The organism is Streptomyces sp. NPDC079141 (assembly GCF_040686775.1).
GTDB lineage: Bacteria > Actinomycetota > Actinomycetes > Streptomycetales > Streptomycetaceae > Streptomyces.
This window is the reverse complement of sequence record NZ_JBFBLP010000001.1, coordinates 225,670-246,819: the sequence shown is the minus strand read 5'-3', so window position 1 is coordinate 246,819 and position 21,150 is coordinate 225,670. Positions and strand designations below refer to the sequence as shown.

General features: G+C 70.6%; 18 protein-coding genes and 1 pseudogene. 5 read left to right on the top strand and 14 right to left on the bottom strand.

The features are described from left to right. Positions 1-113: 113 nt before the first annotated feature. On the top strand, positions 114-1,049 hold the full coding sequence (locus AB0Q90_RS01240; protein ID WP_363162957.1) for a phosphotransferase: 936 nt from the start codon (positions 114-116) through the stop codon (positions 1,047-1,049). Positions 1,050-1,074: 25 nt separating this feature from the next. Here AB0Q90_RS01240 and AB0Q90_RS01235 read toward each other — a convergent pair whose 3' ends face one another. After that, the gene (locus tag AB0Q90_RS01235; protein ID WP_363162956.1) at positions 1,075-4,308 is read right to left on the bottom strand and encodes an NACHT domain-containing protein; all 3,234 of its coding nucleotides are present in this window, start codon (positions 4,306-4,308) and stop codon (positions 1,075-1,077) included. 2 nt (positions 4,309-4,310) lie between these two features. Then, positions 4,311-4,646, bottom strand: a complete 336-nt coding sequence (locus AB0Q90_RS01230; RefSeq protein ID WP_363162955.1) for a trypco2 family protein — start codon at positions 4,644-4,646, stop codon at positions 4,311-4,313. Positions 4,647-4,909: 263 nt separating this feature from the next. Between AB0Q90_RS01230 and AB0Q90_RS01225 the strand changes: the two genes are divergently transcribed. The 3 genes from AB0Q90_RS01225 (at position 4,910) to AB0Q90_RS01215 (ending at position 10,976) form a co-directional block, all read left to right on the top strand. Further along, positions 4,910-6,886, top strand: coding sequence for a DUF1996 domain-containing protein (locus AB0Q90_RS01225; protein ID WP_363162954.1), 1,977 nt, complete (start codon positions 4,910-4,912; stop codon positions 6,884-6,886). An 82-nt stretch (positions 6,887-6,968) separates the two neighbouring features. Continuing rightward, entirely contained in the window at positions 6,969-7,508 is a 540-nt protein-coding gene (locus tag AB0Q90_RS01220; protein WP_363162953.1) for a DUF2269 domain-containing protein, read from the top strand. A 93-nt stretch (positions 7,509-7,601) separates the two neighbouring features. Next, complete coding sequence (locus tag AB0Q90_RS01215; RefSeq protein ID WP_363162952.1) at positions 7,602-10,976, top strand: pyruvate carboxylase; 3,375 nt, start codon at positions 7,602-7,604, stop codon at positions 10,974-10,976. A gap of 50 nt (positions 10,977-11,026) precedes the next feature. Here the strand turns inward: AB0Q90_RS01215 and AB0Q90_RS01210 are convergent, their stop codons facing one another. Then, positions 11,027-11,323 (bottom strand): antibiotic biosynthesis monooxygenase, encoded by a 297-nt coding sequence (locus AB0Q90_RS01210; RefSeq protein WP_365732562.1) that lies wholly within the window; start codon positions 11,321-11,323, stop codon positions 11,027-11,029. Positions 11,324-11,336: 13 nt separating this feature from the next. Continuing rightward, on the bottom strand, positions 11,337-11,972 hold the full coding sequence (locus AB0Q90_RS01205) for a class I SAM-dependent methyltransferase (RefSeq protein ID WP_363162950.1): 636 nt from the start codon (positions 11,970-11,972) through the stop codon (positions 11,337-11,339). 208 nt (positions 11,973-12,180) lie between these two features. Between AB0Q90_RS01205 and AB0Q90_RS01200 the strand changes: the two genes are divergently transcribed. Then, positions 12,181-13,860: a hypothetical protein gene (locus tag AB0Q90_RS01200; protein ID WP_363162949.1), complete on the top strand. Its 1,680-nt coding sequence runs from the start codon at positions 12,181-12,183 to the stop codon at positions 13,858-13,860. A gap of 78 nt (positions 13,861-13,938) precedes the next feature. Here the strand turns inward: AB0Q90_RS01200 and AB0Q90_RS01195 are convergent, their stop codons facing one another. The 10 genes and pseudogenes from AB0Q90_RS01195 to AB0Q90_RS01150 form a co-directional block, all read right to left on the bottom strand. After that, the gene (locus tag AB0Q90_RS01195) at positions 13,939-14,394 is read right to left on the bottom strand and encodes a hypothetical protein (RefSeq protein WP_363162948.1); all 456 of its coding nucleotides are present in this window, start codon (positions 14,392-14,394) and stop codon (positions 13,939-13,941) included. A 57-nt stretch (positions 14,395-14,451) separates the two neighbouring features. Continuing rightward, positions 14,452-15,006: a hypothetical protein gene (locus AB0Q90_RS01190; protein ID WP_363162947.1), complete on the bottom strand. Its 555-nt coding sequence runs from the start codon at positions 15,004-15,006 to the stop codon at positions 14,452-14,454. 34 nt (positions 15,007-15,040) lie between these two features. Next, positions 15,041-15,472, bottom strand: a complete 432-nt coding sequence (locus AB0Q90_RS01185) for a hypothetical protein (protein ID WP_363162946.1) — start codon at positions 15,470-15,472, stop codon at positions 15,041-15,043. Positions 15,473-15,685: 213 nt separating this feature from the next. Next, a complete protein-coding gene (locus AB0Q90_RS01180) occupies positions 15,686-16,129 on the bottom strand; it encodes a hypothetical protein (RefSeq protein ID WP_363162945.1) in 444 nt (147 codons plus the stop codon). Between the two features lie 80 nt (positions 16,130-16,209). Then, on the bottom strand, positions 16,210-16,830 hold the full coding sequence (locus AB0Q90_RS01175) for a DUF6461 domain-containing protein (protein WP_363162944.1): 621 nt from the start codon (positions 16,828-16,830) through the stop codon (positions 16,210-16,212). Between the two features lie 89 nt (positions 16,831-16,919). Then, the gene (locus tag AB0Q90_RS01170; RefSeq protein ID WP_363162943.1) at positions 16,920-17,693 is read right to left on the bottom strand and encodes a hypothetical protein; all 774 of its coding nucleotides are present in this window, start codon (positions 17,691-17,693) and stop codon (positions 16,920-16,922) included. 330 nt (positions 17,694-18,023) lie between these two features. After that, positions 18,024-18,116 (bottom strand): annotated as a pseudogene (locus AB0Q90_RS01165) (SDR family NAD(P)-dependent oxidoreductase); the annotation flags it as partial. A 111-nt stretch (positions 18,117-18,227) separates the two neighbouring features. Then, a complete protein-coding gene (locus AB0Q90_RS01160) occupies positions 18,228-18,797 on the bottom strand; it encodes a TetR/AcrR family transcriptional regulator (RefSeq protein ID WP_363162942.1) in 570 nt (189 codons plus the stop codon). Positions 18,798-19,073: 276 nt separating this feature from the next. Beyond that, positions 19,074-20,198: a 4Fe-4S binding protein gene (locus AB0Q90_RS01155; protein ID WP_363162941.1), complete on the bottom strand. Its 1,125-nt coding sequence runs from the start codon at positions 20,196-20,198 to the stop codon at positions 19,074-19,076. 309 nt (positions 20,199-20,507) lie between these two features. Continuing rightward, positions 20,508-21,077: a TetR/AcrR family transcriptional regulator gene (locus tag AB0Q90_RS01150; protein ID WP_363162940.1), complete on the bottom strand. Its 570-nt coding sequence runs from the start codon at positions 21,075-21,077 to the stop codon at positions 20,508-20,510. Positions 21,078-21,150: the final 73 nt, after the last annotated feature.

Below are 21,150 nucleotides of genomic sequence, written 5' to 3'. Positions count from 1 at the left end.
TGCGCCACAAGGGGCGGGGACCGCACCCGGGAGCAACGGATCCCTGGGCCCTGCCGCCTGCGCAGGCGTTATTCGATGTCGGCGGCGCGTTGGCCCGTGCGAGCATCCCGCCCATGGAGGACCCCGCACCGAGCCGCGCCACACTGGCCGCGATCGCCGCCCGGCACGGCGTGGCGGCCGATTGCGTCCGCCCCGCCCCGGCGGGCGGCGCCAACCATGTCCTCCTCCTCGGGGACGAGCTGGTCCTGCGCATACCCCGCAGCCACCGCCACCTGCCCGACCTGGTCAAGGAGGCCGCGGTCATCCCCGTCGCCCGGCGCGCCGGAGTACGTACCCCCGAGGTCGTCGCCTTCGACGGCACCGGCGAGACGGCCGGGGTGCCCTACATGGTGCTCGCCCGCGCGCCCGGAACCGACCTGGCGCGCCTTCGCCCGTCCGCCGACGCGGCGAACCGTGTCTACCACCGGACCGGGCGCGAGCTGGCCAGACTGCACCGGCTCACCCCGGCCACCGGGACCGGCCTGTCCTCCCTCCCCACGGACGACGACGGCCCGGACCCGCGAGCGCTGGTGACCGTCCTGCTGCGGGAGGGCTGGCTCGACGCCGAAGCCGCACGCTGGCTCACCGACTGGTTCGACCGTCTGCGCGCACACCTGCCCACCGACCCGGCCCGGGTCCTGGTGCACGGCGACATCGCCCCGCAGAACCTGATCGTCTCCCCGCACCCCACCGCCCTCACCGGCATCGTGGACTGGGGCGACGCCCAATGGGCCGACCCCGCCACCGAGTTCGCCAAACTCCCCTTGCAGGGCGTCCCCGCGCTGCTCGCCGGCTACCGCGAGGAATCCGGCCGGGCCACCCCGCCCGACGGCGGCTCCTGGGAGGCCCGCGTGCTGTGGCACCACCTGGTGTGGGCCCTCGGCCGCCTGCCGGATCCGCTACCGAGACCCGGCGAACGCCACTGGACCGCTCCGCCGGCCGGCCGACTGCTGGGACTGCTGCGCTTCTTCGCCGCGTCGCCGCCGGCACCGTGGGCGGACCTGGTCTGACGGCAGGTCGCGGCCCGCGCCGGGGTCACTCCCAGCTCAGCCGGGACGTCGGAACCCCCTCGGCGCCCAGCACTCTGCCCTCGTTGCGCCCGAAGCCGGGCAACCGGACCCGCAGCCAAGGCGTCTCCGACAGACCTCTCACGTCCACCGTCGTCCTGCTGCCCGGCCGGGAGCAGAACACCAGGCTGGTCAGCGCGGGGAAGGCCGAGACCAGGTCGGAGACGGCGGCCCGGCGCAGTCCGTCGAACAGCACGAGATGGCTGACCTTCGGGTGCACGAGTTTCCGGGGGATCTCGCAAGGAGACTGCGTGGCCACGACCAGATGAGTCAGGGAGGGCAGTACGCCGAGGGCGTCCAGCGCCTCCTCGACGTGGCCGAACAGGCCGAGCCGGGTGAGACCGCCCCAGCCGGTCGTGGGCGACGTCCAGTCGGCGGGGAGCGCGGTCAGGCACAGCTCAGAGAGGCCGGGAAGCGCCGGCAGCCGGTACTGCGCGTCCCCGCCGACCCGATCCCACGGCAGATCGAGGAACGAGTACGGAATCTCGAAGAGGTCCTCGACGGTCGTCAGCGGGCTGTCCAGGGAAAGCGTCGACAGACAGTCCACACGGTCCAGCGGGGCGAGAGAGACGTCGTCCCGCAAAAGGGGTGCGCTGAGCCGCAGTTGATGTACCCGATGCTCACGCGCGAACTTGGCGATCGTCTCGATCGCGACGGGCGTTTCCACCAGGAGATGGCGGACCTCGCCGACATCGCGCGCCTGTTCGAGCTGCTCCGGCCGGTTGACGAGCAGCTCATCCAGATCCAGGCCGCTCAGGACCTTCTCCGCGTACTCGGCACCCGGGAAGCTGCGCCACATCAACGAAAGTGGATATGACAGGGCCGTGCGGTGCTCCTGCGGGATCTCGGCGAGGAAGCGCAGTGCCTCCGGTCCTCCGACGCGGCCCGCCAGAGCGATGCCTTCGTAGGACAGGAACGTATTGCCCCAGTTGAACCCCTTCTGCAGCGAGGCCAGCAGGTCGGGGCCGACGGACGCGAACTGGTCGACGTCGAACATCGAGCGCCCATAGCCGGGCGGACTGCTCCGGAAGGAGCGGGCGACCCCCGACACCAGCGTCCGCCGGTCCGCCTCCGACATCTGCACCGCGTACGGGATGCAGCAGGCCGCCGCCATCCGCATCCGCGCCTTCTGCTTGCGGTTGGCCACCAGCCGGATCTTCTTGCGGAACTGCGAGACGAACTCGTGCGTGTCGGCCAGACTGCACCGGCTCATCGCGAAGCGCAGGATGTCGTCCCAGGACTCGTCCCCGGCGTGACCCGCCAGCTGCCCGAAGGCGCGCTGGGCGACCATGTCCGTGGCCGCGAGATAGTCCTGGAAGGTGCGATGGCTGAAGCGCAGCGTGTCCTCGCTCGGGGCGACGAGCAGCCCGCTGCGCTCCTGCAGGGCCCTGCGGATCTCCTCCGGGGTGTGCGTGCCGGCCTCGCGGCCCAGGCTGCGCAGCCGCTCCGCGACCTTCTCGTCGAAGCGGTCCAGGGAGATCTCCCGCTCGCCCTCCGTCGTGAGGTATCCGGCCACCCAGGACAGCACGGCGCGACGCTGGTCCACATCCAGCCGGGGCAGCGGATCGGGCACCTCACGGTCGGCGTCCCGCAGACCGAGCATCATGTCGACCGTCTTCTCGTACAGCTCCTGGCGAAAGCGCGGGAGCCGGGTTCCATGGACCTCGTGGAGCTTGCACAACACGGCGCACAGGAGCGGTGTCGCGGCGAGCGCCGACAGGTCCTGCGACTCGTCGATGCGTTTGGTCAGCTCGGCTTCGAGATCGGTCAGCCGGGCGATCCGGCGTTCGCGCTCCTCCTCGTCGAACCGGGAGGAGGAGACGCCGAGGATGGCCGCCCGATGCCACTTGTGGATGAGCAGCGCACGCTGCTCCTTGTTCAGCTCCAGCAGCTTGAGCTCGGCGAAGCCCAGCCCCTTCGGCGGTCTCCAGCGCTGCAACGCCTCCGGCCGGCCGGTGACGATCAGGGGCAGCGCGCGAAACTCCCGCAGCAGCTCGTTGATCCAGGCCAGCACGCCGTCGCGATGGGACTCCAGGACCTCGTCCAGACCGTCCACGAGCAGCAGCGCCCGGCCCTGTTCGAGCATGCGGCGCACCCAGCCGTCCGGCGGCGTGGTGCCCGTGGCGGTCCGGCTGAAGCGGAGGAACTCCTCCGGCTCGGGTGCCACGCCCTCGCGCCCCTCGGTCTGCTTCCATCGCGGCGCGTACATGTCGCGCAGCCGGATCAGGAACGGGACGCGGTCGTTGAACGACTCCAAGGGCCCGGTGCAGGAACCCCGCGCCATGGAGACGGTCAGCCACTCCAGCAGCGTGGACTTGCCCGCACCCGGATCGCCCCGCAGCAGCAGCCGGGGGTTCTTCGGGATCAGCTGCTCCACGGGCCGGAACTGGTCGATCGACTGCAGTCCCAGGGCCGGCAGGCCCGCGTGCAGGCTGACATAGGCGTGCTCGACGCCGATCTCGTGCTCCAGATGTCCGTGCCGGCCCAGCCCGAACAGCTCTATGTGTCCGTAACGACGGACCACGTCCCGCCGGTAGACGTCCAGGAACGCGGCGTCGGGCGCGTCCGTCTCCGTGAGCGGGCGCTGGACCCAGAGGTCGGCGTCCGCCAGCGTGGAGTCCTCGAAGAACGCGTCGATCGGGGCTGCCTCCAGCCGGGAGTGCTGCCAGCCGGCCGAGTCACGCAGGACGACACCGATCAGCCAGCGGCCCGCATGGAAGACGGGCGCCCCCGACATACCGCTCCAGGGCGCTTCGCCCTCCGGAGGATGGCTGTCCACCTCCAGGGAGAGATAGCCGTGCCGCTCGGCGCTGTTGGACGCGACGCGGAACGCGGCCTCCAGGGGAGCGACGCCGTGGGACGGCCTCGTCATCACCGCCGGCAGGCCGAGCGCCGAGCAGTCCGCGAACCGGGTGTCGGGCGCGAGGTCGGCCAGCTTCACCGGCGACAGCTCGCCGGGGTCGGCCAGTTTCTCGGCGGTCAGCAGGAAGGCGACGTCGTTCTTGACGCTCACGATCTCCGCCGGCCTGCTCACCAGCGTCGACATACGGCACACGCGCAGATCGTCGGCGGCCACGCCGGACACGACGTGGCCCGCCGTCAGCACCACACGGTCGTTGAGGAGATAGCCGCTGCCGCGCACCTTCCCGTCCGCCGTGGTGACGGCGACCAGGTGCGCCCGGCTCGGATGACGGACCGCCACGGCTACAGACGGTGAGCGGGATCGGTGTTGCTGATCTCGGGGCTCTGCCCGGTGGTGGCCGAGACCGGGGTGAGATTGAGGGTCACCTTGTGCGTCTCGGCGTTCGACCACGCCGCCTCGGCGCCGGCCGTGACGACCCACGCCTTCACCCCGCCCTGGACCTTGCGGTCGCGGGTCAGCGCCACGGTGAACTCCAGCTGGATGGGGCCGACCTGGAAGCGGATGTCGGACGCGGGATCCGTCGCGGCCGCCTCCGTGATCTGGGCGCGCAGGGCGCGGACGGCGCTGACCAGATCGACCGGCAGCTTCTCGGTGTCGTTCTCGGGCGGATTGGCCACAGCTTCTCAACTCCCTGGACAAGCGGTCGACTTGGGTGGGATGTCGCCCGTCATCATGCTGGAACCGGGCAGCGCCGAGGGGCCGGTTGTGCCAATTCGTGACCGTCAGCCATGGATCGGACGCGCAAACGGGTGCGCGCCCCGGTGACGGGGTGTTCGCTGAGAGATTCGTATGAATTCCTGGGGCGGTTGAACACGGCACGCCCGCGGTCCGTATGGGGGCGAGGGATTTCCATGCCCGCCCAGACCGTAGGAGTACTGCCTTGAGACGCAACACGCGCAGGCGCCCCACCGGGCCACGACGCGCGACCTTCGCAGCGGTCGCCCTGATTCTGGGCGGCGGAGGCCTGGTGGCCGCGAACGTGTACGCCTCGGCGACCGAGGGCGACGCGGAGCCGGTCCAGCAGACGCCGCTGAGTGACGGCACGACGATCGACTGCCCCGATGTCGGTACCGAGCTGACCGAGGTGCCCGACGCGGCGAAGGCCGAGGTCGACTCGGAACTCGCGCTGCTCGACCAGCAGATCGCGGAGGCCTACCAGCGGCTGCGGGCGGCGACGCCGGAGGAGCAGCAGGACGAGGGCTTCGCCGACGGCGCCGTGATGCAGCCGCTGGAGGAGAAGCGGGCCGCGACCATCGAGCGAATAGCCGTCGCCATCGGGCGCGCGGGCGAGCGTCCCGAGGGACTCGAAGCCCTCGCCGGCTGCGAACTGGCCGTTCCCGAGGGGGAGAACGAGCAGGACGGGCAGGACGGGCAGGACGGTGGCGGTCAGCAGCAGGGCAACGGCCCCGTCGCCGAGGACTTCGCCGACATCACCGCCGTCCAGCCCAACGCCCAGCGCCCGCCCCTCCAGGACGACGCCTCCCGCGGCACCTTCGCCACCAGCTGCGGCGTGAACGAAGGAGGCCTGTTCAACTCCGACAACGTCATCGTCGCCCCGGGTGTCAGCAACGGCGCCCACCACTTCCACGACTACATCGGCAACCAGGCCAACGACGCCTTCGCCAGCGACGAGGACCTGGCCGCGGCCGGCACCAGTTGCGAGAACGAGGGCGACAAGTCCTCGTACTACTGGCCCGTGCTGCGGCTGCAGAACGGCACCCAGGAGCAGGACGCCAACGCCCCCGGCGGCGGGATCGAGGGCAACGCCGGCGAGATCGTCACGCCCGCGCAGGTCACGCTGACCTTCGAGGGCAGCCCGCAGGGCGAGGTCACGGCCATGCCCCGGCTGCTGCGCATCATCACCGGTGACGCCAAGGCGTTCGTCAACGGCACGGCCAACGCCAACGCCTCGTGGAGCTGCACCGGCTTCGAGGACCGGCAGCTGAAGGACAAGTACCCGCTGTGCCCCGACGGCAGCGACGTGGTGCGCACGTTCCGGTTCCAGAGCTGCTGGGACGGCCGGAACATCGACAGCGCCAACCACCGCACCCACGTGGCGTTCGCCGCCGCCGACGGCTCCTGCCCGGCCGGCTTCCAGGCCATCCCGCAGCTGGTGCAGCGGATCGTCTACGACGTCGACACGCCGAGCGTGGCCGACGGTGGCCGAACGACCCCGCTCTTCGCCGTCGACTCCTTCCCCGAGCAGCTGCACAAGCCGGTCACGGACCACGGTGACTTCATCAACGTCTTCGACGAGGACCTGATGCAGGAGATGGTCGACTGCATCAACGACGGTCTGCAGTGCGGTGCGGGAGCGGCGCCGGGCGACGGCTCGGGAGGGGACAACGGCGGGGACGACGGCGGTGACACCGGCGACGGCTCCGGCGAGGAGCCCCAGGACCCGACACCCACCGACGACGGCCAGCAGACCGACGAGCCCGAGGACCCCGCGCCCACGGACGACGGCCAGCAGACCGAGGAGCCCCAGGACCCGGCGCCGACGGACGACGGTCAGCAGACCGAGCAGCCCGAGGACCCGGCGCCGACAGACGACTACGCCGCACAGCCCACCGAGTCCGAGGCCGCCGCCGACCAGCCCAAGATCTACGCCACACCCACCCCGACCCGCACCGACACACCCGAAACAGCCCCCGCCGAGGACGCCGAGGAGGCAGCCGCCACCGCGACGCCCTCCGACGCGGGCACCAGCGCCGCTCCCGCCGACGGCACCGAACCCCAGACCGTCGGCGGCGGCCTCGCCGACACCGGCGCCACCCTGTGGCCGGCCGCGGCCGGAGCCGTCCTCCTCCTCTGCGGCGTCGTGCTGCTGCGCCGCGTCAGGAAGCACGCCGGATAGCGCGCCGTACGCCCTGTCGCGTACACGCGGTTACTCCCGCCGTCAGACGCCGTAGAAGGCGCCGTCCTGGAGCGTGGGTCGGGTGAATCTCAGCCGACCCGCGCGCCGGGTTCTCGTCGTTGTCCATGTCGTCGCCGCCGCGAGCTGGCTCGGGCTCAGCCTCGGGCTGCTCGCGCTGGGGACCACCGCGGCCACCACCGCGTCCCACGCGGTCACCGAGGCCTCCGTCCGGGCCATGAAACTGTTCGCCGACTGGCTGCTGCTCCCGATCGCGCTGCTGACACTGCTCAGCGGACTGCTGCTGGCCCTGGGCACGGCATGGGGGCTGGCCCGGCACCGGTGGGTGTACACGAAGTTCTGGCTGACCCTGGCCACGACCGCCGCCACCGCCTTCGCCCTGCGCCCCGGCGTGAACGACGCGGTCGCCGCGACCGCCGCGGGCGGGCCACTGCCCGACGCCGGAGAGGTGCTGTTCGGGCCGATCGTGTCCCTGACCGCCTACGTCTTCATGACGGCCGTCTCGCTCCTCAAGCCCTGGGGCCTGACCCGCCGCGGCCGACGGCTGCGCACCGCATCCGCCCGCGGCCCGGCTCGCGCGGGGAAGACGTCCGTCGACGCGTAGCCGGCTTCACCCTGTCAGTGGCCAGGTTCACATGGCGCCGCCCGGGTACCCCCGACACCATGGTGGCCTCACCGGCAGGCGAAGGGATCAAGGATGTTCCGCAAGGTGCTGGTCGCCAACCGCGGCGAGATCGCGATTCGGGCGTTCCGCGCGAGCTACGAGCTGGGCGCGCGAACCGTCGCCGTCTTCCCGCACGAGGACCGCAACTCCCTGCACCGGCTGAAGGCCGACGAGGCCTACGAGATCGGCACTCCCGGACACCCGGTGCGGGCCTACCTCTCCGTCGACGAGGTCGTCGGCGCGGCGCGCCGCGCGGGAGCGGACGCCGTCTACCCCGGCTACGGCTTCCTCTCCGAGAACCCCGAGCTGGCCCGGGCCTGCGAGGCGGCCGGCATCACCTTCGTCGGACCGAGCGCGGACATCCTGGAGCTGACCGGGAACAAGGCCCGCGCGGTCGCCGCCGCGCGCGAGGCCGGCGTACCGGTGCTGGGCTCCTCGGCGCCCTCCACCGACGTCGACGAACTCGTCAGCGCCGCCGAGGAGATCGGCTTCCCGGTCTTCGTCAAGGCGGTCGCGGGCGGCGGCGGCCGCGGTATGCGCCGCGTCGAGGACCGCGCCCAGCTCCGGGAGTCCATCGAGGCGGCCTCCCGCGAGGCGGCCTCCGCGTTCGGCGACCCCACGGTCTTCCTGGAGAAGGCCGTCGTCGAACCCCGCCACATCGAGGTGCAGATCCTCGCCGACGGCCAAGGCAACGTCATCCACCTGTTCGAGCGGGACTGCTCGGTGCAGCGCCGCCACCAGAAGGTGATCGAGCTCGCGCCCGCCCCCAACCTCGACCCCGCCCTGCGCGAACGGATCTGCGCCGACGCCGTCCGCTTCGCCCGCCAGATCGGCTACCGCAACGCGGGCACCGTCGAGTTCCTCCTCGACCCCGACGGCAACCACGTCTTCATCGAGATGAACCCGCGCATCCAGGTCGAGCACACGGTCACCGAGGAGGTCACCGACGTCGACCTCGTGCAGGCGCAACTGCGCATCGCCTCCGGCGCCACCCTCACCGACCTCGGGCTCGCCCAGGAGACGGTGACCCTGCGCGGGGCCGCACTCCAGTGCCGTATCACCACCGAGGACCCCGCCAACGGCTTCCGTCCCGACACCGGCCGCATCAGCGCCTACCGCTCGCCGGGCGGCTCCGGCATCCGCCTGGACGGCGGCACCACCCACGCCGGTACGGAGATCAGCGCGCACTTCGACTCGATGCTGGTCAAACTGACCTGCCGGGGCCGGGACTTCACCACCGCCGTCCACCGTGCCCGGCGTGCCGTGGCCGAGTTCCGCATCCGCGGCGTGGCCACCAACATCCCGTTCCTGCAAGCGGTCCTGGACGACCCCGACTTCCAGTCCGGCAACGTCACCACATCGTTCATCGAGCAGCGCCCGCGGCTGCTCACCTCACGCCAGTCGGCCGACCGCGGCACGAAGCTGCTGACCTACCTCGCCGACGTCACCGTGAACCGGCCGCACGGCGAACGGCCCGAGCTGGCCGACCCGTTGGCCAAGCTGCCCGCGCTGCCGGAGCGACAGCCGCCGGCCGGCTCCCGGCAGCGGCTCGTCGAACTCGGCCCGGAGGGATTCGCCCGCGCGCTGCGCGAGGCCCCGACCATCGGCGTCACCGACACCACCTTCCGCGACGCCCACCAGTCGCTGCTCGCCACCCGCGTCCGCACCAAGGACATGCTCGCCGTGGCCCCCGTGGTCGCCCGCACCCTGCCCCAGCTGCTGTCGCTGGAGTGCTGGGGCGGCGCCACCTACGACGTCGCCCTGCGCTTCCTCGCCGAGGACCCCTGGGAACGCCTGGCCGCCCTGCGCGAAGCGGTGCCCAACATCTGCCTCCAGATGCTGCTGCGCGGGCGCAACACCGTCGGCTACACCCCGTACCCCACCGAGGTCACCGACGCGTTCGTGCAGGAGGCCGCGGCCACCGGCATCGACATCTTCCGCATCTTCGACGCCCTCAACGACGTCGACCAGATGCGCCCCGCCATCGACGCCGTACGCCAGACCGGAACGGCCATCGCGGAAGTGGCCCTGTGCTACACCTCCGACCTGTCCGACCCCAACGAGCGGCTCTACACCCTCGACTACTACCTGCGCCTGGCCGAGAAGATCGTGGCCGCGGGCGCCCACGTCCTGGCTGTCAAGGACATGGCGGGACTGCTGCGGGCGCCGGCCGCGGCGACCCTCGTATCCGCTCTGCGGCGGGAGTTCGACCTGCCGGTGCACCTGCACACCCACGACACGGCCGGCGGCCAGCTCGCCACCTACCTGGCGGCGATCCAGGCCGGCGCCGACGCCGTCGACGGGGCGGTGTCCTCCCTGGCGGGCACCACCTCGCAGCCGTCGCTATCGGCGATCGTCGCCGCGACCGACCACTCCGCGCGGCCCACCGGCCTCGACATCCAGGCCGTCGGCGACCTGGAGCCGTACTGGGAGAGCGTCCGCAAGGTCTACGCCCCCTTCGAGGCGGGCCTGCCCGCGCCGACCGGACGCGTCTACCACCACGAGATCCCCGGCGGACAGCTGTCCAACCTGCGCACCCAGGCCATCGCCCTCGGCCTCGGCGACCGCTTCGAGGAGATCGAGGCCATGTACGCCGCCGCCGACCGGATGCTCGGCCGCCTGGTGAAGGTCACGCCGTCGTCGAAGGTGGTCGGCGACCTGGCACTGCACCTGGTGGGAGCGGGAGTTGAGCCCCAGGACTTCGAGGAGACCCCCGACCGGTTCGACATCCCCGACTCCGTCGTCGGCTTCCTGCGCGGCGAACTGGGCACCCCGCCCGGCGGCTGGCCCGAACCGTTCCGCAGCAAGGCCCTGCGCGGCCGCGCCGAGGCCAAGCCCATGGCGGAGCTGACCGCCGACGATCGCGCGGGACTGGTGAAGGAGCGCCGGGGGACGCTCAACCGGCTGCTGTTCCCCGCCCCCACACGCGAGTTCGAGGCGCACCGGCAGTCGTTCGGCGACACCAGCGTCCTGGACAGCAAGGACTTCTTCTACGGGCTGCGTCCGGGCAAGGAGTACGCCATCGACCTCGAACCCGGCGTGCGGCTGCTGATCGAGCTCCAGGCCGTCGGTGAGGCCGACGAGCGCGGCATGCGTACGGTGATGTCCTCCCTCAACGGCCAGTTGCGGCCGATCCAGGTCCGCGACCGGGCGGCGGCCTCGGACGTCCCGGTGACCGAAAAGGCGGACCGCACCAACCCCGGCCATGTCGCCGCGCCGTTCGCGGGCGTGGTGACCCTCGCGGTCGCCGAGGGCGACCAGGTGTCCGCCGGGGCGACGGTGGCGACCATCGAAGCGATGAAGATGGAGGCCGCGATCACGGCCGCCAAGGACGGCACGGTCGCCCGGCTCGCCATCAACCGCGTGCAGCAGGTGGAGGGCGGCGACCTGCTGGTGGAACTCGGCTGAACGACAGCGGGCCCCGGCCGCACGTGGTGTGCGGCCGGGGCCCGGTCGGCTCAGGCCAGTGACGCGGTGGTGAAGTGCCGTACCTGAAGGGGCGCGAGCAGGTAGTCGTCCTCACCCGGCAGGACCACGGGCTGGTCACGCCAGTTCTCACCGGCGTAATGGACGAGATCCTCCTCGCTGCGCCAACGGCTGACGTAGATCAGGGAGTTGGGCGGCGCGACCAGCACCTCGTGGTCCAGCAGCCCCGGGTAGCGGTCCGGGAACGTGCGCACGGCTTCGACGATCATGTCGTGGAACGCTTCGAAGCGATCGGGCAGTACCCGCGCCTCACTCATTCTGACGATCATGTCCCGCAGCCTGTCACACCCGCCGACAGTGCAGGAAGAGTTGAGGTTCGGGCCCGGCGCCGGGATGGTCGGGCGTGAACAGGATGCTGTGCCGCTCCTCCACGGCCAGCCCCGCCGCCTCGACCAGGCCGACCAAGTCCGCCTCGGAGAAACTGGTCGCACGGACCGGCCGCCCCATGAAGACGACCTCGACGTCCTCCACATCCGCGGGCACCGTGGCAAGCACCAGGTGCCCGCCGGGCTTCAGCGCCCCGGCCAGCCGTCCCATCAGCGCCGACTGCTCCTCACGCGACATCTGCAGCAGCGAGAAGAACACACAGACCCCGTCGAACGAGGCCGCCTCCAGCGGGAGTTCACGGATGTCGGCGAGGCGGAAGGAGGCCTCGGGCACCTGCCGGGCGGCGAGTTCGACCATGACGGGGGAGACGTCGACGCCCAGCACCGTGTGTCCCGCCGCGGCGAGCGTGGCCGCGGTGGGCCGACCGGTACCACTGCCCACGTCCAGCACCCGGGCGGCCGGCGGCAGCCGGTCGAGCAGCCACCGCAGCGCCGACAGATGCGCGGGGGCGTGGGCGAACGCCTTCTCGTAGTCGGCACCCAGCGCGTCGAACAGGACGGCGGCGGGCGGCTGTTGGCTCTGCTTCGTCAAGTCGGTTCCCCTCACACCTGCGACGGATTCGCATCGTATTCCGCCATGCGGTGCCTCCGTGCGGTTCCTCAATCCGGGTGGCGGGCCCGCTTCCGGCTCCCCGGCCGCGCCCCGGGCCCGCCATGATGGGACGTCGGACGGGGATTGAGCCGGTACGTCCGGCGATGCCCCGAAGGTGGCCGGCAAAGGACGAAGGACGGACGGACACGTGGACGACTACGACTACGACCTCGGCTCCCACAGCCGCCCGGTGACGACCGGATCCCCCGAGGCGCAACGGTGGTTCGACCGCGGCCTGGTGTGGACGTACGCCTTCCACCACGAGGAGGCCGTCGCCTGCTTCGAGGCCGCGGCCGCCGCGGACCCCGACTGCGCCATGGCCCACTGGGGCATCGCCTACGCCCTCGGCCCCAACTACAACAAGCCGTGGGAGTTCTTCGACGACGAGGACCTGGCCCGCACCGTGCAGCGCACCCACGCCGCCGTGGAACTCGCCCACGAGAAGGCGAAGGCCGGGGCCACCCCGGTGGAGCAGGCGCTCATCTCGGCACTGCGCGACCGCTACCCGCAGGCCGAGGCGGTCGAGGACTGCTCCGTATGGAACGAGCCGTACGCCGAGGCCATGCGCGCCGTCCACGAACTGGCCCCCCACGACCCGGACATCGCCGCCCTGTACGCCGACGCCCTGATGAACCTCACCCCCTGGCAGCTGTGGGACCTGCGCACCGGGCAGCCGGCCGAAGGCGCCCGCACGACGGAGGCCAAGACCGTCCTGGACGCCGCGCTCGCCACCGACGCGGGCACCCGGCACCCCGGCGTCCTGCACTTCTACATCCACCTGATGGAGATGTCCCCGACCCCCGAGGCCGCCCTGCCCGTCGGGGACCGGCTGCGCGGACTGGTGCCCGACGCCGGTCACCTCCAGCACATGCCGTCACACCTGGAGGTCCTCTGCGGGGACTACCGGCGGGTGGTGTCGGACAACACCGCCGCGATCACCGCGGACGAGAAGTTCCGCGCGCGCAAGGGGCCGTTGAACTTCTACACCCTCTACCGGGCCCACAACCACCACTTCAAGATCTACGGCGCGATGTTCCTCGGCCAGTACCGCACCGCCCTGGAAACCGCCGCCCAACTCGAAGCCGCCGTACCCGAGGAACTGCTGCGGGTGCCGAGCCCGCCCATGGCCGACTGGCTGGAGGGCTTCCTCGCCATGCGGGTGCACGTCCTCATCCGCTTCGGCCGCTGGACGGACATCCTGGACCTGCCGATGCCCCCGGACCCCCAGCTGTACTGCGTGACGACGGCGATGCTGCACTACGCCCGCGGCGTCGCCTACGCCGCGACCGGCCACATCCCGCAAGCGGAGGAGGAACGACGGCTCTTCCGTACGGCATGCTCCCAAGTCCCCGACACCCGCATGCTGTTCAACAACACCTGCGCCGACATCCTCACCATCGCCTCGGCCATGCTCGACGGCGAACTCGACTACCGCAAAGGCAACCACGACGCCGCCTTCACCGCCCTGGAACGGTCGATCGACCTCGACGACAACCTCCCCTACGACGAGCCCTGGGGCTGGATGCAGCCCACGCGCCACGCCTACGGAGCGCTCCTTCTGGAACAGGGCCGTGTGACAGAGGCGGAAGCGGTCTACCGCGCGGACCTCGGACTTGACGACACCCTCCCGCGGGCGTTGCAGCACCCCGGCAATGTGTGGTCCCTGCACGGCCTGCACGAGTGCCTGGTACGGCTGGGCAGGACGGGGGAGGCGCAGATCGTGGCGCAGCAGCTGAAGCTGGCGGTGGCGCTGGCGGACGTGCCGGTGGAGGCGTCGTGCTTCTGCCGCCTTGAGACGAGCGGCGAGGGCGGGGGAGGGTGCTGCTGACGGCTCCCGTAGTGGTGTCGAGGGAGCCCTCGGCAAAGCAGTGGTGCTGACCGCGGGGCTCCTCACCGTGAGCCCCGTTCAGAAGGGCCGGTAGATCCCCTCGGGATCGTCGTGAGCCCAGGCCGCGTACTCCTCGAAGCCCAGGTTGCCGATGCTCAGGTTGGCGTGGACGTCGTGAACGCCTGCGGGGACGGTGCGGAACTCGCGGCCGAACTCGGTCAGTTGCGCGTAGTCCTCTTCGTCCACGCACTCCTCCCGCGTCAGCGTGGTGACCGCCAGGAGGGCGTGGCTTTCGGCCCGCATGGTGGTCCGGTCGGCGAGGAAGACAACGGCCAGGTCCTCGTCGGAGCGGACGGCATCCAGCGTCTCGTCGACGGTCGCCCCGGCCCAGACCGGGTCGTTCACGAACTGGACATGCTCGGCGGCGGCGAGCGCCGCCATCACATCCCGCCACGCCCGGTCGTCGTCGTAGTCGGTCCTGACGGCCAGCGCGTCGAACTGGTCATGGCGGGTGACGGCGGGCAACGCTCTCACGGGTCCTTCTCCTCGGTGAGGATCGGTGAGCGGTACGGCCGCGGCACCGGCGGCTACTCAGTGGCTGTCGAGCCAGCGGCGTGCCGCCAGGCTCACCGGTGGCTCGTCCGGCTCGTCCATCGTTCCCTCCGCCACCGCCTCGGCCCATCGCCGCAGGACCTGCGAACGATGTGGCGCTGTCAGGACGGAGGTGCTGATGTCGTGCTCCCACGTCGTCGCGAAGCACAGGACGTTCCCGTCGAGTGAGAGCATGCGGAACTCGGGGCGGCAGGATGCGCTGCCGAGCAGGCCGGCCGCACCCTTGCCCATGATGTCCCAGTCGTTCAGCAGTTCGACGCAGAACCACCGGGAGGCGCGGTTTTCCTCGGGCTGGAGCGCCAGCAGGAACCTGCGGTCGGGCTCGGAGAAGAGCCCGCCCTCGACCGACAGCCGGTACCAGTCGGCGTTGGCCTTCTCCAGCAGCTGCGGCTCGACGACGTCGAGCATGGCCTCGACGCGCCCTTCCTCGGGCGGGCAGCTCGGCGCCTGGCCGGTCACGATGGGCGGAATGAGCCCTTCGGGCTCGGTCCACCCCTCCACGATTCGCAGGCCCGCCGCGGCGAGAGACTTCATGATCTCCATTCCCTCATCATGCCGTCTGCGCAGATCAGTGACCGTAGGGGGGCTCGAAGCAGCCCGTCTCCGGGTAAGGGCCGTTGGCCTGCACGCCGTAGTTGGACTTCTGTACGAACGCCGTGACGCAGGCGTCGGCATGGACGCGCAGGGCGACCAGCGCGCCCTCGTGGGTCATGTACCCACCGCCCTCATAGCGCGGGAACATCCCCCGGACGGTGAGCGACCCGCCCAGCCGCTTGCCGTCCTTCGTGACGCGTTCCTCTTCGTAGCCGAGCCGGAGCAGAGCGGCGCGCACTGCCGAGGGGTCCCAACTTCCCTGCCTCCACAGCCGTTTGAGCACCGGCTCGATGCGCTCGGCCTCCCGCTCGGCGTCCTTCGCATGGGCGGGAGACATCTCGCCGGACTGCCGGTACGCGTTGTTCTCGTTGTAGTGCGGAGCGCCGTCCCCGGCCCCCGGTTCCACGAATGGGGAGGCTCCCACAGCACTCGGCGACGTGACTCCGGCTGCCGAGTCCGGAGCGCGTGCCTGACCGCAGGCAGTGAGGGCCATGGCGGCAGCCAGCACAAGCCCGGCGCCCACAACAGGTATGCGGTGGGCGGGTGTTGAGGGGATCATGGGCTGAGTCTGCCAGTCGGGGACACGGCACGGCGTGCTTCCGCAGGCCCGGCTCGCGTCTCAGTCGCCCGAGTGGCCCCAGAAGTGGATCTCCTGGGGATGGCCCTCATCGTCGTGCAGGACCGCGCATCGGCCGATCCATCGTGATCGAGGGAAGACGCCGAAGTCCTTGACGTGCGCACGGGTCAGTTTGTCGGTGCCGAGCAACTCGCGCGCTTCCTCTGCCGTTACGGGTTCCACGGTGTTGTAGTCCGGAGTGTCGTCAGGTCCCACGACGTGGAAGATGTCCAGGATCGAGTGGGTGCCGGACTCCCAGACCGTCTCGTCCGCCCACAGCTCCTCCAATGACTGCGGCCGGGGTTGCCGTTCCTCCTCCGGACGCCAGTCGCCGCCATTGACCCAGTAGTAGTCCCCGGCTGCGAACACTTCGCGCCGCAGCTGCTGAAGCGCGGCGTCCAGGTCCTCCTGGTACGGCACGTAGTAGTCCCAATCTGAAGCCCCCACCGACCTCAACCCTCCCTCTTGCCCTTGGACGGCGGAAGCTAGCACCTGGCTCTGACATCCAAGTCCTCAGGCCGGGGACCTCAGGCCGGGGACCGAGTCTGCCAGGCGGCCTCGGAGTCGCCGAAGAGCGCCGAGGGTGCCGGCAGCAGGACGGTACGGAGCGGGATCTCAAACCACGCGCGCTCGAATGTGACACCCATCGTGCGGTCCATCAGCGCGAAGGACTCGGCCTCGATAGACCCGAGGTGAAAGGTCGCCCCTTGGGCCCAACCGGGTAGCTGAGGTTGCGGATCCATCCACTCCGCGTCCTCCATCTCGAACGGGTCGAAGGCACCATCGACGTGTCCGTCCACTGCGTGCATCACCTGGTAGTGGCCGTTGATGCTGCTGTACACGCTGAAGAACTCGCCGCCGACCGAGGCGCGTCGGGCAATCTCCGGGATGCTTCCGTAATAGCTGCATTCGACGGTGACGACGTGCTGCCCGACCTCGACGGTCTGAAGGAGGTTGTGGTCCTTGTAGAGATGCTCGGCCTGCTCGGCGGTGACCTCATCGAACGTCATGAGCCTGGACCTCAGCGGATCACCGCCGAAGGCTCTGATCACGTCATCTTCGGTCTTGCCGGTGACTACGGAGGCAGTGTAGGAGTCGCACTCGTCCGTGTCGGCCCATGCATACCGCGCAACGAGCTCGTCCCACACGGAAGCCTCCTCCGACTCGGCCAACTGAACGTCGGCTGCGGCAGGTTACCGCGTGGCGGAGCATGACTGCCCAGCCGTCACCGATCACTTCAGCTTGGGAAGCCGGGATCGCGTCCGTCCGGCAGCAAGAGCCACACCTCGGAGAAGGCGAGGCCGTGCTCGCGGTTCGCCACCCCGCACGCGCAGCCCAGCGTCATCAGACGCCAGTCGCACGTCACCGTCCAGGGTCCGTCCGTACCCCCGCATCCCGGGCAGGCGACGGTTTCGGCCGTCCACACGCCGGGGCCGGGCCTGCCGTGCCGGCGGAACCGGCCTGCGTACCGGACCTGCCAGGGTTCGACCCCGGGAGTGAGCGGACCGATGTCGGGTGGGCAGGGCGTGGCCAGGGTGGCGAACAATGCGGTCAGACCGGGGAGCAGGGCCTCGCCCGCTTCGGTCGGCGCCACCGGCACGCTGTCCGACGGCTTCGCCGCGGCCCCGTATCTCGGGGCTGCCGCCGCGGCCGGTGGGTTCGGATGGGAGTGCCAGGGCAGAAGCGCGCGAGCGACGGCGGCGAGGAGGGCAGTGGCAGGTGGACTGACGGCGCCCGCGTCGAGGTGGTGCAGGGTGGTACGCAGGATGCGTTGGAGCCGCCGGTCCCGGTCCGTGGCCGCTGACGTCCGTGCCGTCGCGGGCCGCCGGGTCGGGAGCGGCGCGGTGAGGCGGGCCAGGACGGCTGCCGCCGCCTCGGCGTCCACGGCGGCGGGCCGCCACTGCCCGGCGTTCAGGAGCTGCCGGGCCCGCTCGGCTTCCCGGGCCAGGGCGCGGGTCATCAGGGGATGGGCGCTGGAGCCTGCCAAGTGAGTGTCGTACCCACTCGTCATGACGTCCTCCCCGTACCGTCCCTGTCGCGCTGCGCCCGTGCAGATTCCACCACACGAGCCGATCGGCCCTCGGAGGGACCGCCCCTGGCAGCGTCATTTGTGGAGGTCAGCGGGAGCTACCGCTTCTTCCGTATCTTGCGCTTCTTCTTCTTGGCTTCCTTGTGCCGACTTGTGGGAGCCTTCGGTCCGCGATCCTGCTGAGCTCGGCTCTTTTTCGTTCGGGGAGGGCCCGCCCTACGGAATGCTGTACGTGGCGGTCCATGAGGAGGCGGACGTCTCCGCGATACCCGCGATGCTGCGCCCCCTTGTCGTCGCCTGTCTGCGCAACCAGAGCACGGACGAGATGTTGATGATGCGCCCGCTTCGCGGAGCGCGCATGTGCGGCAGGACCTCGTTCGCCATGCGCATGACGCCGAAGGCGTTGCCGAGGAGGCCGCAAGCTTCTTCGCCTGCGGCATGCTCGGCAACACGCTCACTGCCGTCGGGCTTCCCGTGAACGCCGGGAGGTCAGGGGGCGTTCCGAACCGGGGTGTGTCAGTGCATGCCTGCCGCGTCGAGCAGGGTGGTCACGGTGGGTGCGACGAGCCCGGTCAGGTTGTCGGCCTGAATTCCCGCGCGGGCGCTCGCGCCGTCGAAGACCAGGCTGAGCTGCCGGGCCAGCAGATCGGGATCGCTCGCCCCGCCCTGCTCGGCCTCGGCGCGGAAGAAGGCCGTGAGGTTCGCCTTGACTTGGTGAGCCACGCGGCTCGCCGGGTGACTCTGGTCCTTGAGCTCGACCTGCACCGCCAGATACCGACAGCCCCGGAACTCGGGCGCCCCTGCCTGCGATTCCACCTGCTCGAAAACGTGCAGGATCCGCTCGCGGGGCGACCGGCCGTCGTCCGCCACGGGCAGGAGAGTTGCCACGTAGGCGGAGGCGCGCTCCTTCAGGCTCGCTGCCAGGAGCTCGTCCTTGCTCTCGAACAGCTGATACATGGAGCGCTTCGACACCCCCGCCGCCTTGCACAGTGCCTCGACGCCGATGCTGACGCCGTCTCGGTAGGTGAGCGTGGCCGCGGCCTCCAGCAGACGCTCCCTGGGGCTCAGTTTCACTTCGGTGCTCATGCTGTGAGGTTAACCCGGAGCGGACGAAATGAAAACCGATCGGTTTCCGGGGGTTTCCGGCGGAGGCTCGGCGACGGCCTGGGGGGAAGGGCCGTCGCCGAGCCATGATGGTGTGCGCGCCTGCCGTCCCCGTCAGGGCGACGCACACCGGGGCCACTCCGAGTAATGGCCCGTCTTGAGTGACCTGCCGTCATGCCCGTGCGGCGGTCTTCTCCGGCTTCGTCTTCGCCGGGATGCGGTGCAGTCCCTTGCGGTCGTGGGAGGGGTGACTGCCGCTCATGGCGTACGTGTCTCTCGGTCGGTGGACGCGGAACGCCTCGCGGGAGGCTGCCAGCCGCCGGTGACTTCCTTGGCGGGCTTGTGGGGGAAGCGGCGCCGGGCGTACTCCTGCGCGTGGGAGCCCGGCAGGACGTACAGGGTTTCCTTCTTGTCCTGAAGCGGCCGCAACACGGTGTCCATGAACGTCTTGCGGTCGTCCAGGTACGGGCCCAGAACGTCCTCGCCGGCGGGGCAGACAGCGAGGCAGTAGCCGGACTTGTAGCCGGGCGGAGAGCTCAGGCTCTGCCACATGGAGGCGCTCTCGGAATCGCTGACCCGGGAGCGGTAGTCGGCGGCGTCCTCGCTGTCGGCCACAGTCTGTGCCCAGTCGGTGAACCCGCTCATGAACTCGCGGTAGTTGTGCGTGGTGCAGGCCAGTGCGTCGAAGGCGCCGTCCTTGGAGATGGCGCCGACCGGGCAGGCGGCGACGCACAACTTGCAGTCGATGCACGGGTTGTAGTCCAGTGCCTGCCCGTACTCGCTCACCTCGGCGTCCACCAGGACGGTGACCAGCAGGACGAAGCTGCCGAACTTCGGGTGGATGACGTTGCGATGCAGGCCCATCACACCGAGTCCGGCGGCCACCGCGACCGTCTTGTGTGCCACCACCCAGATCCGCTCGCGGGGGAAGCGGTCCATCTCCTGGGGGAAGCCGACGGAGGGATTGAGGGCGCGGTGGCCGGCGTCCTGGAGCGCCTGGGTGACGCTGCGGGCGGCGTGGTTGGCCTGTTCGTCGGTCTGGTGGAACTCCTGGTTGGCCACACTGCGGGCGGGGGAGCGGCAGTTGTCGCGGTTCATCCGGACCGCCATCGCGATCAGGCTGCGGGTGCCGGGCAGCGCGGACTGCGCGTACTCGCGCTCGCCGGCCAGGTCGGGGTGGTCCAGGCTCACCGCGGCCACGTCGTCCGCCCCGGCCGCCAGGCACAGCTCCCGCAGCCAGGTCGCGTCGATCACCGCGGGCGGGCGACCCGAGGCTCCGGTCCTGCGCCGGGCGAGTACGGCCTGTACAGACGGGTGGGCGGCCAGCTTCGCCGGAAGCCGGGGACTCGCCGGTTGTCCCTCGGCGTCGCGCGCGGCAGTCATCCGAGCTCCTAGGGATGCGGGTACGAGACTCGCCACGACAGGCGAGAAACCGATCAGTTTCACCACCGTAAACCGATCGGTTTTCGCGCGCAAGCCCAAGCGGCGAGCCTCTCCTTCGGGCTGTCGATCAGGTTCCTCGCGGGCGTCGGCGATCGATCGTCAGGCGATTAGGGCTCAGCATGCGAGTCAGGCCGAGGTGCCGGCCCTCGGCTGGCAACGGGCGTGGGGGCCCACGGAAGTTGCTCGGTGGCGGGGTGGCTGCGACTTGTCGAGCGCATCGCTTGCCGCGGCTGCTCGTCGCGCGATGTGTCAGCGCATGTCCGCCGCATCGAGCAGGGCGGTCACGGTGGGTGTGGTGAGCCCGGCCTGCGTGTCGGCCTTGATTCCCGCACGGGCGCTGGCGCCGTCGAAGACCAGGATCAGCTGACGGGCCAGCAGGTCCGGGTCGCTCGCCCCACCCTGTTCGGCCTCGGCGCGGAAGAAGGCCTTCAGGTTCTCCTTGACCCGATGGGCCACCCGGCTCGCGGGGTGGTCCGGGTCCTTGAGCTCGATCTGCACGACGAGGTACCGGCAGCCCTGGAAGTCGGGTGTACCCGCCTGTGCCTCCGCCTGTTCGAAGACGTGCAGGATCCGCTCGCGGGCTGGACGGTTGTCGTCCGCTGCGGGAAGGAGTGCCGTCACGTAGGCGGAGGCGCGTTCCTCCAGGCTTGCCGCCAGCAGGTCGCCTTTGCTCTCGAACAGCTTGTACATGGAGCGCTTGGACACCCCTGCCGCCTTGCACAGTGCGTCGACGCCGATGTGGACGCCGTCTCGGTAGGTGAGTGTGGCTGCTGCCTCCAGCAGTCGCTCTCGGGAGCTTGGCATTGCTTCGGTGGTCATATTCCGAGGTTAACTCGCTTCCGGCTCGTGGGAAACCGGTCGGTTTACGGGTGGGAGCTGCTATGAATCGGTA

Excerpts from the sequence above, each read along its gene's own strand:
- AB0Q90_RS01170 (WP_363162943.1), bottom strand. The coding sequence starts at position 17,693 with ATGACGAGTGGGTACGACACTCACTTGGCAGGCTCCAGCGCCCATCCC.
- AB0Q90_RS01240 (WP_363162957.1), top strand. The coding sequence starts at position 114 with ATGGAGGACCCCGCACCGAGCCGCGCCACACTGGCCGCGATCGCCGCC.
- AB0Q90_RS01210 (WP_365732562.1), bottom strand. The coding sequence starts at position 11,323 with ATGATCGTCAGAATGAGTGAGGCGCGGGTACTGCCCGATCGCTTCGAA.
- AB0Q90_RS01190 (WP_363162947.1), bottom strand. The coding sequence starts at position 15,006 with ATGAAGTCTCTCGCCGCGGCGGGCCTGCGAATCGTGGAGGGGTGGACC.
- AB0Q90_RS01150 (WP_363162940.1), bottom strand. The coding sequence starts at position 21,077 with ATGACCACCGAAGCAATGCCAAGCTCCCGAGAGCGACTGCTGGAGGCA.
- AB0Q90_RS01155 (WP_363162941.1), bottom strand. The coding sequence starts at position 20,198 with ATGACTGCCGCGCGCGACGCCGAGGGACAACCGGCGAGTCCCCGGCTT.
- AB0Q90_RS01160 (WP_363162942.1), bottom strand. The coding sequence starts at position 18,797 with ATGAGCACCGAAGTGAAACTGAGCCCCAGGGAGCGTCTGCTGGAGGCC.
- AB0Q90_RS01215 (WP_363162952.1), top strand. The coding sequence starts at position 7,602 with ATGTTCCGCAAGGTGCTGGTCGCCAACCGCGGCGAGATCGCGATTCGG.